Origin of the sequence: Micromonospora sp. NPDC049523 (genome assembly GCF_040676775.1) — a bacterium.
In the GTDB taxonomy this organism is placed as follows: Bacteria; Actinomycetota; Actinomycetes; order Mycobacteriales; family Micromonosporaceae; genus Micromonospora_G.
In genome coordinates, this window is sequence record NZ_JBFAPP010000006.1 from 314,894 (window position 1) to 327,872 (window position 12,979).

Sequence of the window (12,979 nt, forward strand, 5' to 3'; positions counted from 1 at the left end):
CAGGATCTACCCGGCAGCACCAGCGACCGACGCGGAGGACGAGCGCGGATGCGCGACGAGAAGATCGGGGACTTCCTGGACCGGCTCGCCGACCGGGTCCCGGCACCCGGCGGTGGCGCGACCGCCGCCCTGCACGCCGCCCAGGCGGCCGCGCTGCTCGGCATGGTCGCCCGGTACAGCACGGGGGAGAAGTACGCCGATCACCAGGACACCATCGACCGGATCCGTGAGCGCGCCGACGAGCTACGCGGCGCCGCGCTCCAACTCGCCGCCGACGACGCGTCCGCCTTCACCGTGGTCACCGACGCCTATCGGCTGCCCAAGGAGTCCGAGACGCAACGGGCCGACCGCTCGCAGGCCATCGCATCCGCGCTGGTCGGTGCGGCACAGCCGCCGGCCCGGGTGATCGCGGCGGCGGCGACCATCGTCACGCTGGCGGAGGAACTGCTGCCGGTCGCCAACCCGAACGTCAGCTCCGACGTGGCCGCCGCCGTCGAAGCCGCCCGCGCCGCCGCGACCACCGCACGGGTCAACGTCGAGATCAACCTCAGCGGCGTACGCGACGACGCCGCCCGCGCGGAACTGGTCGCGGCCACGGATCGGGTCGACGAACTGGCCGAGCGGGCGGGCCGGGTCACCGCCGCCGTACGGGCGGGAATCGCCGGATGAGCGGGCTCCTGCTCGGCGGTCGTGAACTGGCCGCCGCCATCCGGGCCGAGACCGCGCAACGGGCCGCCCTGCTCACCGCCGCCGGTACCCCGCCCCAGCTCACCGTCGTGGTCGCCACCGACGACGAGGCCAGCGCCTGGTACGTGCGGTCGATCAGCACCGCGGCGGTGAAGATCGGGATCAACTGTGCCGTCGTCGAGTTGGGCGCCGACGCCGACGTGGCGACGGTCCGCGCCACCCTGGACCGGCTCAGTGCCGACGAGTCGGTGCACGGCATCATCCTGCAGACCCCGCTGCCGGCCGGGGCGAGGCTGGAGGACCTGGCCGGGGCGATCGCGGTGGAGAAGGACGTCGACGGGGCGAACCCGCTCAGCCTCGGCCGGCTCGCGGCCGGGCTGCCCGCGTACGCGCCCGCGACGGCCGCGGCGGTGCTGGCGATCCTCGACCACCACGGCGTCGAGCTGGCCGGCCGGCGGGCTGCCGTGATCGGGCGGTCCACGGTGGTCGGCAAGCCCGTCGCCCACCTGCTGCTGGACCGGCACGCCACGGTGACCGTGTGCCACTCCCGTACGCCCGACCTGGCCGGCGTGACCTCGACGGCTGACGTCCTGGTGGCCGCCGTGGGCCGGGCCGGACTGGTCACGGCCGAGCACGTCAAGCGGGGCGCGGTGGTCGTCGACGTCGGCACCAACCCGACCCCGGACGGCGGGCTGGTCGGCGACGTGGACGCGGAGTCGGTCGCGGAGCACGCGGCCGGGCTCACCCCGGTGCCCGGCGGCGTCGGCCCGGTCACCACGGCACTGCTGCTGGACCACACCGTACGGGCCGCGGCCACGCAGGTCGGCGTGGTCTAGCCGGGGCACCGGTCGCGCCCGGACAGCGAACGGATCGACGGTAACCCATTGACCGGGCGCTGCCCGGCATGCTCCGATGGTCGTTATCGCCACGGCGTCGGGGGCAACCACGCCGGCCGGCGGAGCCGGATCAGGCACAGGCGGTGGTCGTCGTGTTCGGGCGTGCCACCGGACCGGGTTCGTGACCAGAGCTCAGCCAACGCCCCGGCACCGTAGGGCCCACCATCACGCGACACGACCGTGCTGGCGTTCCCACCGGGGTCAGACCGGTGATGGGAAGACCATGCGAGTTTCTCCGGAAGATGTCGAGTCGGCCACGGCGTCGGCCTGGTGGCGCAACCGGTTCGTCTGGGTTGGCGTCATCCTGCTGGCGGTGTCGGCCACGGTCGTACTCCTGGTCAACACCGCTGGTTCGCAGCCGGCGCCGGCCGACGACCTTGCCAGTCAGCTCGGCCGCCGCCTGGTCGTGGTGCTCGAACAGGTCGGGCCGGAGCAGCACCAGGGCCACGGCGAGCACGCAGGGGACCTGCCCGCGCAGACGAAGGTCGTCTGCGGCGTACGCGTCTTCGGCTTCGAACCGGCCGAGGCGGCCACCGTCGCCGAGGTACGGACGGCGTACGGATTCCACCTCTGCGGGGTGGCCGAGCCGAACCGACCCTGGGACTGGGCGGTCAAACTCGTCGGGCCGATAGTGGTGGCGATGGGCACCGAGCCGCCCACGGTGCAGGTGGCCGAGGCGACCGACGAGGTCTCGTTCAGCGACCGCGTCGGGCAGCTCTTCCCCGAGCAGTACCAGCAGCAGGCGCGCCAGGAGTCGCTGGGCGAGCCGGGAATGCGCGAGCTGCGCCAGCGCTACGACCGGGCCGCGGGTCTGTAGGAGTGTGGCGCGTATCGGACTACTCAGTCGAGTCCGGCATGTCGGTCTGATGACTGGATTAGCGGGTCGATGCTGATTGGTTATGACATAGCCCACAGCGGACCGGCGTCTCGTTGCGTACCGGCGTCGACACCGGGCAGGGTACGAGCCTTACCCGCGCTGACCTCGGCGTTTCCGCCTCACCCGCACCGGGAGCTTCCGTGCCCGCCCACCGTCGCCCGCTACCGCCCCCACCCCGGCCCGCGATCGGGGTGCTTGCCGCGATCCTCGTCGGCAGCGTCGGCCTCGGCGTCGCGCTCACCGCCGTCGGTACGGCGAACCCCGACCGGGTACCGCGTGCGAACGGTCAGCCGACGCAGGGGCTCGGTCGCGCCGCGACCGCCGGCCTGGCGGTCACGCCGTACGACCCGGTGTCGGCGAGCCCGACCGACATCATCGTGCCGATGAGCCCGGCCTCGGCCGAGACCAGCATGCCGACGCCGTCGGTGGCGGGCTCCGGCGGCACCGGAGCCGCCGGTCCGGTCACGAGCACCGGCGCTGCCTCCCACCCCCGGCCGTACGCCGCCCCGTCGAAGACGCCGCGGTCGACGCACACCTCGACGCCGGGCCGTCCCACGCCCACGCCGAGTAGCCCGACTCCGACGCCGCCGGTCACCTCGGCACCGGTTACGCCGTCGCCCACCCCGAGCGAAACCCCTACGCCGTCGCCGTCCACCACCCAGGACCCCGAGCCGACGCCCACCCCGACCGTCACTGCGAGCCAGGACCCGACGTCGACCCAGGTCCCGGCACCGACCGGCAGCGCCGACCCGACCGCATCGCCGCTCGGCTGAGCCGGGCTCACACCCATCGCCGCTCGGCTGAGCCGGGCTTACACCCGCGGAAGTGTCGCCCAGCTCAGGGTCTGTGCGTGCGCCTCTCGTCCGGGACCGCGGACGAGGTCAGGTGGGCCACGGCCCGCGCCAGCCGGCTGGCGCCCTCCTCCAGCAGGTCGGGTGCGAACAGTGAGAACGACAGGCGCAGCCGGTCGTCACCGCGGTCGGTGACGAAAAAGTGGGTGCCGGGCAGGTACGACACCTCGCTCGCCTCGGCGTACGGCAGCAGTGCGGTCGCGCTGACCGGCGCGGGTAGCCGCAGCCAGAGGAACCAGCCCCCGGCGGGAGTGTCGAAGGTGACCTCCGGCAGGTGCTGCCGGACGGCCGAGACCAGCGCGTCACGCTGCCGCCGGTAGCGGTCCCGTACCCGTTCGAGGTGGTGCTCGTACGCACCGGCACGGGCGAACTCCGCCATCGACAGGGCGTTGGCGTGGTTGACCCCGCCGCCGCTGTCGATGTAGCCGCGCCCGGCCAGGGCGGCGATCACGGGCGGTGCGGCGGTGAGCCAGCCGAGCCGCAGCCCCGGCGCCACGGTCTTGGCGAACGAGCCGAGCCGGATCACCGTCCCGTCCTCGGCGGCGCTGTAGAGCGACGGCGGCGCCGTCCCGTCGTACGCGAGTTCGCGGTAGGTGTCGTCCTCGACCAGGACGAGCCCGGTCTGCTCGGCCACCGTGACCAGCTCCGCCCGGCGGGTCTCGCCCAGGCTCCACCCGGTCGGATTGCCGAACGTCGGCACCAGGTAGAGCAACGGCACCCGGCGCCCCTCCCGCCGCAGGTGAGCGACCAGGTCACGGGTTGCCGCCGGATCTATCCCGTCCCGGTCGGCCGGGGTCGGCACGAGCGTCACACCGTGGTCGGCGAGGACCCGGAAGGCCAGGTGGTACGTGGGTGCGTCGACCAGCACCGTGTCGCCCCGCCGGCAGAGCAGGCTGGCCACCAGGTCGAGCGCGTGCGAGGCACCGGCGGTGACGAAGATCCGTGACGGGTCCGGTGCCCGGCCGTCGGTGTGACCGAGCCGTTCCGTCAGCCACTCGACCAGCGGAGCCGGACCGTTCGCGTAGCCGTACGTCAGCGCGGAGCCGCCGTACCGGCGTAGCGCGCCGACGCACGCATCGGTCCACTCCTGCACCGGGAGGGTCGCCGGGTCGGGGTGGCCCCAGGAGAGGTCCACGGTCTCCGGTCGGCTGTGGAACTGCACGATCGGCAGCGCGTTCGGTAGCGCGTTCGACGCGGTGGGGGACATCTGCCCAAGATAGTCACCGGATCGGACGGCGCGAACCCTCGCGACCGGGCGGGGTCGAGGCCCCATGGCGGACAGCGCGTCCGTTCGCGGCACGACGGCCGTTTGCGTACCGTGCGGGCTTCGTAACCTGACGTTACGATGTCGGTCGGTCCAATCGACACGAAGGGTCACCATCGGCCGACGCCGAGATCGGGAGGCTCCGTGATCCGTGTGCTGATCGTCGAGGAGGTGGGACTGCTCCGGGGTGCGCTGCGGATGTTGCTGTCCAGCGAGGACGACCTGGAGGTGGTGGCCGATCTTGCCCCGTCGGCCGACGTCGCCTGCGTGGTGCGGCGGGAACGGCCCGACGTCGTACTGATCGACATCGGACCGGCCCGCCACGATCCGCTCGCGGTGCTGCGGCAACTCCAGGTGACGGCGCGGGGGACCAGCGTGCTGGCGATGAGCACCCACCGCTGTCCGGTGACTCTGCAGGCGGCGCTCCGCGCGGGCGTACGCGGATTCATCGACAAGAACCTGCCGCCGGCCGAACTGGTCCGGTTGCTCCGATTGGTCGCGCTGGGGGAGCGGGTGATCGACCCGGTGGCCGCCGTCGCCGCGCTGAGTCCACCGGTCGGGCCGCTCACCGTACGGGAGCGGGAGGTGTTGCGGGCGGCGGCGGAGGGCCTGCCGTTGAGGGAGATCGCCTGTCGGCTGTACCTGGCGTACGGGACGGTGCGCAACCACCTGACCGTGATCCTGCGCAAGACCGGCGCCCGCAACCGGCTGGAGGCGGTACGCCGTGCCCAGCGCAACGGTTGGCTGTGACCGTCAACCGCCGTGCCACCGGGCGCAACACCAGCCTTCATGCTTAAATCCCTACATATGCCGACTCTGTCGACCTGAACTTGCTTTCGGCGCCACCTCGAACGCGAGAGAGGTAACGGTAGATTGATCCGGACGCTGCTGGCTCTCGACGGTGCGCTGATCCGTGGCGCGCTGGCCTTCGTACTGACCACTGAGGACGACATCGACGTGGTGGCCGAACTCGATCGGATCGAGCAGGTCGAGCCGGCGATCCGGTCGAGCCGGGCGGACGTCGCCGTGGTCGACTCCGGGCTGCTCGGCACCGGAAGACCCACCGAGGCGGCGCCGCGCTACGAACATCCCTGCCCGGTGCTCGTGCTGGTCGACACCCGGCGACCCGGGTCACTCGGCGGCGCGTTGCGGGCCCGGAGCCGGACCGTCGGTTTCCTCGGCAACGACGTCACCCCGCAACGGGTGGTGGACGGGGTACGCCGGCTGGCCCGGGGCGAACCGGTGGTCGACGCCGATCTGGTCGTCGCGGCGTTGAACACGGAAAGCCCGCTGACCGTCCGGGAGACCGAGGTGCTCGAGATAGCCGCCGACGGGGCACCGGTGGTGGAGATAGCGGCGCGGGTCGGGCTGTCACCGGGAACCGTACGCAATCACCTGTCCCGGATCGCGGCCAAGGCCGGCGCGCGGACCCGGATCGAGGCGGTCCGGATCGCCCGCGACGGAGGCTGGATCTAGCCGTCCCGGCAACCGGGCCGCGAGCCTGGGAGGAAGCCCTGGGTGGGCGCGTACACACCCACCCAGGGCTCGGTGTCGAACCGATCAGTTGCAGGTCACCAGGGACAGCGAGCTGTCGCCGCAGAGCAGCAGGCTGGCCCGGCTTCCGCCGGTGTCACCACCCTTGAGCTCCTCCGCGGTCAGTTCCAGGCCCTGCAGGTCGAGAAGCGCCATGTCGTGCCACCTCATCTCATTCGTTCGATCGGTTGTCCACCCTCGCGGGCGCGAGGGAGTCTCAGGCGGGGTCGCTCGGTGAGCGCTGCGCGGATGGAGCCCAGGGGGTGAGGAACGGCAGCGTCACCGGTCGGTCGGAGCGGGCCGCGGCGATCGCGAGCAGCACGCCCGCGCTGCCGGTGGCGAGGTCCATGGAGAGCCGCAGCAACTGTTCGCCGGGGAAGGCGAGGCCGTCCCGGTAGGGCATCGCATGCCAGCTCAACCGCCGAAGCTGACCGGCCAACTCCCGCCGGTCCCGATCCGGCGCGCTCACGTCGGCGGGGGCCGGATCGGCGGCAGCGACTCGGGCGGCGAGGTAGACGACGATGCCGGCCCGGCCGGCGAACAGACCGGACTGCACGTAGAGCGGTGACCGGGCGGCCCGCCGGATCGCCGCGGACGCCTCGGTGAACTGCTCGTCCGGTCGGTGCCGGAGAAACTGGTCGAGGACCAGCCCGATGCCGACGCTGCCGTGCGCCAGGTAGGGCATGGTCCGCCAACCCTCGTCGACCTCCATCGCACCGTCCGCGCGGACCACGCAGCGCCGCAGGTCCTCGCGGAGCGCGGTGGCGGCGAGGTCGAGCAGGGCCGGGTCGCCGCAGGTTTCGTACAGCCGCAGGAACATCAGCGCCGGGCCCGACCGACCCCGGGTCAGCCCGGCGTACGGATGCTGCCCGCCACTGATCCGGCCCCCGGTGTCGTCGGCTCGGCGTACCCGTTCGGCGACCAGGTCGGCGGCCCGCCAGGCGGCCTCCCACAGCCCCGGCTCACCCGTGCGCCCGGCCAACTCCGCCAGGTTCAGCGCCATTCCGGACAGGCCACCGGCCAGGTCGTGCCCGAGCCGGGTCCACGGCTCCCGCAGGCAGATGTCGAGTACGTCGAGCGCCCGTTGCCGGTGGCCGAGGTGCTCCAGTGCGTACGCGACGCCGTGCAGTCCGTCGTAGAAGCCGCACCGGCTGCCCGAGGGCGGATCGAGTGCCCGCTCGACCAGCCAGTCCTCGTGCTCGGGGAACCGGCCGGCGCCGCTGACCGCGAGTGCGTACAGGACTCCGGCGGCGCCGTGGGCCAGGTTCAGCCCGCCCGCGCGGAACTGTTCGATGTCGCCGGGGAAGAGCCGGTCCGTACGGCCCGGGCTGGCGCTGGCCAGGATCGCTCCCGCGAGCCGGGTACGCAGCGCCGGCCAGTCCGCCGGTTCGCTCGGGAAGTCCAGTGCGGCGGCCTCCACCGCGCCCCGACCGCCGGTGATCTCCTCGACCGCCTCGTCCAGGAACGTCCGCGGCACCGGGAAGTGTGCGGCGATGATGTCGGCGAAGTGCGCCGCCTTGGCCGGTGCCAGCCGGACCAGTTGGGTCAGCGGCAGGAACAGTGCCAGCCGCAGGCAGGCCAGCGCGTACCGGTCGACGGCGAAGCCGGTCCGATCACGCGGGGCGGCGAACCCCTGGTTGCGCAACCCCGGTCGGCCGGTCTCGGTCACCGGCGCGGCGACCTCGAAGTCGACCAGGGTGACCCGGTCGTCCGGCCCGATCATGATGTTGAACAGGTGCAGGTCGCCGTAGACCACGCCCCGCTCGTGGATCGCCTCGACGGTCGCCTCGACCTGCGCGTACACCCCCAGCGCCCAGGTCGCGTACGCGCCCAGCCGGTCGGCGTCCGCGTCGGCGTCGATCAGTGGGTAGCGCTCCACCAGGACCCGGTTCAGCGGCTGTCCGACGACGAACTCCAGGGCCAGGAAGCGGTGCTCGCCCAACACGAACTCGTCGTGCACCCGCGGCAGGTGCGGCACGTCGGCCAGCCGGTGCAGCATGGCGCCCTCGCGGGCCAGCCGGGCCACCGCGTCGGCACCGGTGGCGTCCAGCCCGGCGTACGGGCGGGCCTCCTTGAGCACCACCTGGGTGTCGGTGCGCAGGTCCCGCCCGACATAGAGGCCGCCGCCGTTGGAGAAGTGGATGACCCGTTCGATCCGGTACGGCAGGTCGGTGGTGCTGGTGGCGTTGCGGGCGGCGAGGTGCGGGGCGAGGAAGTCCGGCAACGTCACCCAGTCCGGCAGGTGCAGCACCGGATCCCGCCGGTCCGGTACCAGCGTTCCGTCGGGGCCGGCGATCGCCGGCACGACCTGCCCGTGCGGGGAGAGGCAGTAGCGGGCGGCGAAGCCGCCATAGCGTACGAACACCGGGCCGGCGCCGTACCGCAGGTCACTGAGGATGTACGGCCCGGCCTGGCCGGAGAGCCGTTCGTCGAGTTCCTTGCACGCCAGCTCCAGCTCGTCCGGGTCCCGAGGGTAGATGGTGACGAACTTGCCGCTGGAGCCGCGCGGCGCGTACTTGGCGTTGCGCATCAGCAACAGGCGTGGCCCACGGAGGAACTTGAACGACAGTCCACGCGGTACGCAGTAGTCCCAGACGCCCGCCAGCACCCGGTCGGCGTTCTCCAGGGTGGCCGAGAGGTGGATCTTCCAACCCTGGGCCGGCAGGGCGCCGCCGACCGGCCCGTAGACGTACCAGTCGTCCTTCGGCTCCCGCTGCCAGCCGTCCGGTACCGCGCGGGCGGCGACGCTGAACTCGGCCGTTGCCGTGCCGGTGGTGGCCAACGAGTCGTAGAAGAGCGGATCGACCGCGCAGTACGCGTCGTAGCGTTCGTCCATCGTCGCGGCTCCTCCGGCGGATCCCTGCGGGATTCCCTGGCTTCCGCCCGTGGGAATCCCCGACTTGATCGATGATCCGAGTCTCGTGTACGGGACGGCACAGTCTCTAGTGCGCTAAGTCATCGTCCCGCGTGCGGGACGCACAGGCGCCGGTGACAAATGTCAGTGCGGGTCGCGCTGGCGCGGCGCGCCAACAACGCCGGGGCCGGCCACGAACCAGGGCCGCCTGACGCTCGACCCGGCGAAGGTCTACCGTCGGCCGACCAGCAGTATTGCCCTGGCTCCTCGGGTCGGGTCGATTGCTGCTGCCCAGGAAGGGATCACGCCATGTCTCACTCCCAGTTCGCCCAGCTCGGCGATGGCGCCACTTCGGGCGGGACGGTCATCGTGGTCGGCGCGGGCATCGTCGGCGCCTCGGTGGCCTATCACGCTGCCCGGGCCGGTGCCGTCGTGACCCTCGTCGACGCCGGGCAGCCGGGCGCTGGCGTGACGGCAGACTCGTTCGCCTGGATCGGCGCGTCCGGCGTACGCACCGGTCCGGCCGCCGCGCTGCGGGCGACCGCGACGCAGGAGTACCGCCGGCTCGAGGCCGAACTCCCAGGACTCCCGGTGACCTGGTCCGGGTCGCTGTCCTGGGGTGCGGCGGACAGCGCGCCGCAGGCGGGGCCCGGGCAGGAGATCGTGGACGCGGCCACCGTGGCGACGCTCGAGCCCGCCCTGCGGCAGCCGCCGGAGTGGGCCGTCTGGGCACCCGGCGACGGCTCCGTCGACTCGGTGGGCGTGACCGAACGGCTGGTCGCGGGTGCCCGCGCCCATGGCGCCCGGGTCCATCCGGACACCCCGGTCACCGCGGTCCGCCGGGACGCGGCGGGTCGGGTTGCCGGGGTCGAGACGGCCGCAGGACCCCTCCCCGGTGCGACCGTGGTGCTCGCGGCAGGGGTCGCCACGGCCGCGCTGGGTGCGCCGCTCGGCGTACGCGTCCCGGTCGAACCGTCGCCGGCGACGCTCTTCCGGTTCCGCGCTCCGGCCGGTCTGGTCCGCACCGTGGTCAACAACCCGGACTTCGATCTTCGGCAGGTCGCCGGGGACCGGCTACTTGCCGCCGCGGACTCGCCGGAACGGACCCTCGCCGCCGTCCGGTCCACCTTCCGTGGCGCCGCGGACGTCGAGTTGCTCAGCACCCGGGTCGGCGCCCGCCCCATGCCGGCCGACGGTGAGCCGATCGTCGGTCCTGTCGTCGAGGTGCCCGGCCTCTACGTGGCGGTGCTGCACTCCGCGGTCACACTCGCCCCGGCCGTGGGCCGCCTGGTCGCGCGGGAACTGGTCGACAACGCGGTCGAGCCGATGCTGGCGGGCTGCCGTCTCGACCGTTTCTGAGCGGGGCTGACAGGGGCGTAGCAGTGTTGCTGGTCGGCCGCGCAGGTCGGCGAATGTCGGCCGCGGTTCGTGGTCGGGCTCAGCGACCGCTGAGGGTGTGTGCCCATGGCTCGTCGATGTCGGCGAGGCCCAGGGCGGTCGTCACGTTTTCGAGCATGCCGGCGCCGAACCATTGCCGGACAGCTTCGTCGGATCCCACCAGCTTGCTGACGAGTTCGACCTGCTTGGCGTAGCACCACCGCACGGCGTCGCCGACGAGAGGCTCGTCGGCCGCGCAGTTGGCGTGCATGAGGAATCGCAGTACGTCACGGTCCTGGATCAGGGCGCTGTAGGCGGACCGGGCCGTACGCAGGGCCACCTCCGGCGGCTGGGGTATCGGCCCGGCCTCGGCGACGTAGGCGGCCAGGGTGTTCGCCATCAACTCGGACACGTGGAAAACGGCGTGGGCGAAGAGCGTCTGTTTGTTGGCGAACAGTCGGTAGACGTAGGGCTGCGAGATACCGGCGCGTTCGGCGATCTCGTTGGTCGTCGTCCCGTAGAAGCCCTTGCGTGCGAAGCACGTGACCGCGGCATCCAGGACCACCTGGCGGCGCTGGTCGCTCTTCTCGCTCGAGCCGGGGGCGGGCATGACCGACAGTCAATCACGGCAGCGCGGCACGGGGTCGGCACCCCGCGCCGCGCCCGAACCCATCAGCTGCCGAACGCGATCTTGTCTGAGCCGGCCCCACCCGTGCCGGGGTCCAGCGCCTCGATGGCCACGAGCGGGTTCCAGTAGTCGACGTAGCGGGTGATCCGGCCGGCGTCGTCGGTGTAGACCACCGAGATGCAGGTCTGCTCGTACGGCTTACCCGTGGCCACCGCTCGTCCCGTCGACCGGAATTCGGCGATTGCCGTCGCCGGGTCGGTGGTGTCGTGGAAGACCAGGTCCACGAACTGCACCTCGAAGGTCTCCGGGAAGTTGTTCATGTGGGCGAGCAGCGCGGCACGCCCCTGGACTCGGCGGGGAACGCCGGTCGGGGCATAGGGGAACTCGAGGATGCCGTCCGGGGTGAACAGGTCGATCCACTCGTCGATCCGGCCCGATGACACCAGTCGCAGGTGCTCGGCGAGGGCGTGCTGCGCGGCGGATCGCCGCTCGGAGACCAGGGCGTTGCTCATGCGCGCTCCTTCATTAGTGGTTGACCAATAACAAACGTACCGTCGGGCATCCCGGCCCCGGAAGCGCGACCACGGTGGGGCTTCTCACGACCTCCGGCCCTTGGCAGATATGGGTTCGGGCGCTCTGCGGACCCGTAACCGCGGTGGGCCGGACCGCGACGGACCAGCCCCGGATCCGTTCCGCTCACCCGGAACGGCCAGCGGGCCGGTACGCGGAGGGGGAGCCGCGTACCGGCCCGCTGGCCGATTGTGACGCTATGGGGAGGGGTTACTTCGAGGGCTGCGGTACCTCGCAGCTGACCTTGGGGTTCAGCCCGACGTAGTTGAGCGGGCCGGCGATGACCGTCACGACCGTGGTACCGGCCTCCGCACAGTTGTCGTTGGAGCTGTCGAAGTAGCCGCGTTGACCGGCCGCTATCGCTCCGATGATCAACCAGATGACAAGGATGGCCGCTCCTGCTGATCCGATGCGCACTGTTGCCTCCTCGTCCGAGAGCCTGGATCTGCGTGCTCCTGATACCCACTACGGCGGGTCACGCAAACGCGTACCGGCGGGCTTCGATCGATGACGGTCGGTTACCGTGACCGGGGTGGCGGACGAGACATGGTGGAGCGGACGGGTACGGCTGCGCCTGCCGTCGCCGGTCACCGAACTGCACGACGAGCGGCTGGCTCGGCACGGCGTACGGCTGCTGCTGAAGCGGGATGACCTGATCCATCCCGACCTGCCCGGCAACAAGTGGCGCAAGTTGAAGTACAACCTGGTGGCGGCGCGGGAACGGGATCTGCGGACGCTGCTGACCTTCGGCGGGGCGTACTCCAACCACATTCGGGCGGTGGCGGCGGCCGGTGCCTACTTCGGGTTCGCCACCGTCGGGGTGATCCGGGGCGAGCAGCACCTCCCGCTGAACCCGTCACTGGCGTACGCGGTGGATCGCGGGATGCGGCTCACGTACCTGGACCGGTCCGGTTACCGCGACAAGGACGACCCGGGACTGCTGGCCCGGCTCCGGTCGGAGTTCGGTGAGCACTACCTGTTGCCGGAGGGCGGCAGCAACGAGCTTGCCGTACGCGGCTGCGCCGAACTCCCGGCCGAGATCAGCGAACCGTTCGACGTGATCTGCGTGCCGGTCGGCACCGGGGGCACGCTCGCCGGGGTGGCCGCCGGTTTGCCGCCGGGCCGGTCCGCGATCGGCTTCTCGGTGCTGCGAGGCGGGCAGTTCCTGGACGCCGAGGTGGGGCGGTTACAGCGCCAGGCCTGCGGCTCGGCGACCGCAAACTGGCGGATCGAGTACGACTTCCACTTCGGCGGGTACGCCAAGCGCCGCCCCGAGCTGGACGCTTTTGTCATCGACTTCGCCGACCGGCACGGCCTGACGCTCGACCCCGTCTACCCGGCGAAGATGATGTACGGCATCTTCGCGCTGACCGCGGCCGGCGGATTCACCCCCGGCAGCACGATCGTCGCGGTGCTGACCGGCTGAGCCCGCCGCGCCGACG

General features: G+C 72.0%; 14 protein-coding genes. 7 read left to right on the top strand and 7 right to left on the bottom strand.

Annotated features, from left to right (window positions below):
* Nucleotides 1–48 precede the first annotated feature (48 nt).
* The 3 genes from AB0J90_RS11885 (at nt 49) to AB0J90_RS11895 (ending at nt 2,400) form a co-directional block, all read left to right on the top strand.
* Nucleotides 49–669 (top strand): cyclodeaminase/cyclohydrolase family protein, encoded by a 621-nt coding sequence (locus AB0J90_RS11885; protein ID WP_363594866.1) that lies wholly within the window; start codon nt 49–51, stop codon nt 667–669.
* Nucleotides 666–1,523: a bifunctional 5,10-methylenetetrahydrofolate dehydrogenase/5,10-methenyltetrahydrofolate cyclohydrolase gene (locus tag AB0J90_RS11890; protein WP_363594868.1), complete on the top strand. Its 858-nt coding sequence runs from the start codon at nt 666–668 to the stop codon at nt 1,521–1,523. Before AB0J90_RS11885 ends, AB0J90_RS11890 begins: the two co-directional genes overlap by 4 nt.
* Before the next feature lie 283 nt (nt 1,524–1,806).
* The gene (locus tag AB0J90_RS11895; RefSeq protein WP_363594870.1) at nt 1,807–2,400 is read left to right on the top strand and encodes a hypothetical protein; all 594 of its coding nucleotides are present in this window, start codon (nt 1,807–1,809) and stop codon (nt 2,398–2,400) included.
* A 346-nt stretch (nt 2,401–2,746) separates the two neighbouring features.
* Here the strand turns inward: AB0J90_RS11895 and AB0J90_RS11900 are convergent, their stop codons facing one another.
* Together AB0J90_RS11900 and AB0J90_RS11905 are read right to left on the bottom strand one after the other, a co-directional pair.
* Nucleotides 2,747–3,250 carry a hypothetical protein gene (locus AB0J90_RS11900; protein ID WP_363594872.1) on the bottom strand — a complete coding sequence of 168 codons (504 nt, stop codon included), beginning with the start codon at nt 3,248–3,250 and terminating at the stop codon, nt 2,747–2,749.
* A 47-nt stretch (nt 3,251–3,297) separates the two neighbouring features.
* On the bottom strand, nt 3,298–4,518 hold the full coding sequence (locus AB0J90_RS11905; RefSeq protein ID WP_363594874.1) for a PLP-dependent aminotransferase family protein: 1,221 nt from the start codon (nt 4,516–4,518) through the stop codon (nt 3,298–3,300).
* A gap of 201 nt (nt 4,519–4,719) precedes the next feature.
* Here AB0J90_RS11905 and AB0J90_RS11910 point away from each other — a divergent pair, with 201 nt between their 5' ends.
* Nucleotides 4,720–5,325, top strand: a complete 606-nt coding sequence (locus AB0J90_RS11910; protein WP_363594876.1) for a response regulator transcription factor — start codon at nt 4,720–4,722, stop codon at nt 5,323–5,325.
* Nucleotides 5,326–5,448: 123 nt separating this feature from the next.
* The gene (locus tag AB0J90_RS11915) at nt 5,449–6,051 is read left to right on the top strand and encodes a response regulator transcription factor (protein ID WP_363594878.1); all 603 of its coding nucleotides are present in this window, start codon (nt 5,449–5,451) and stop codon (nt 6,049–6,051) included.
* Nucleotides 6,052–6,135: 84 nt separating this feature from the next.
* Here the strand turns inward: AB0J90_RS11915 and AB0J90_RS11920 are convergent, their stop codons facing one another.
* Together AB0J90_RS11920 and lanKC are read right to left on the bottom strand one after the other, a co-directional pair.
* Nucleotides 6,136–6,264 carry a SapB/AmfS family lanthipeptide gene (locus AB0J90_RS11920; RefSeq protein ID WP_363594880.1) on the bottom strand — a complete coding sequence of 43 codons (129 nt, stop codon included), beginning with the start codon at nt 6,262–6,264 and terminating at the stop codon, nt 6,136–6,138.
* A 61-nt stretch (nt 6,265–6,325) separates the two neighbouring features.
* Nucleotides 6,326–8,944 (bottom strand): class III lanthionine synthetase LanKC, encoded by a 2,619-nt coding sequence (gene lanKC / locus AB0J90_RS11925; RefSeq protein WP_363594882.1) that lies wholly within the window; start codon nt 8,942–8,944, stop codon nt 6,326–6,328.
* A gap of 327 nt (nt 8,945–9,271) precedes the next feature.
* Between lanKC and AB0J90_RS11930 the strand changes: the two genes are divergently transcribed.
* Entirely contained in the window at nt 9,272–10,321 is a 1,050-nt protein-coding gene (locus tag AB0J90_RS11930; RefSeq protein ID WP_363594884.1) for an FAD-binding oxidoreductase, read from the top strand.
* Nucleotides 10,322–10,400: 79 nt separating this feature from the next.
* On the opposite strand, the gene AB0J90_RS11935 is transcribed toward AB0J90_RS11930, so the two are convergent.
* From AB0J90_RS11935 to AB0J90_RS11945, 3 genes are all read right to left on the bottom strand, one after another.
* Nucleotides 10,401–10,949, bottom strand: a complete 549-nt coding sequence (locus AB0J90_RS11935; protein ID WP_363594886.1) for a TetR/AcrR family transcriptional regulator — start codon at nt 10,947–10,949, stop codon at nt 10,401–10,403.
* A 62-nt stretch (nt 10,950–11,011) separates the two neighbouring features.
* A complete protein-coding gene (locus AB0J90_RS11940) occupies nt 11,012–11,479 on the bottom strand; it encodes a nuclear transport factor 2 family protein (RefSeq protein ID WP_363594888.1) in 468 nt (155 codons plus the stop codon).
* A 268-nt stretch (nt 11,480–11,747) separates the two neighbouring features.
* Entirely contained in the window at nt 11,748–11,954 is a 207-nt protein-coding gene (locus AB0J90_RS11945) for a hypothetical protein (protein ID WP_326558013.1), read from the bottom strand.
* A gap of 115 nt (nt 11,955–12,069) precedes the next feature.
* Here AB0J90_RS11945 and AB0J90_RS11950 point away from each other — a divergent pair, with 115 nt between their 5' ends.
* A complete protein-coding gene (locus tag AB0J90_RS11950; RefSeq protein WP_363594890.1) occupies nt 12,070–12,963 on the top strand; it encodes a pyridoxal-phosphate dependent enzyme in 894 nt (297 codons plus the stop codon).
* Nucleotides 12,964–12,979: the final 16 nt, after the last annotated feature.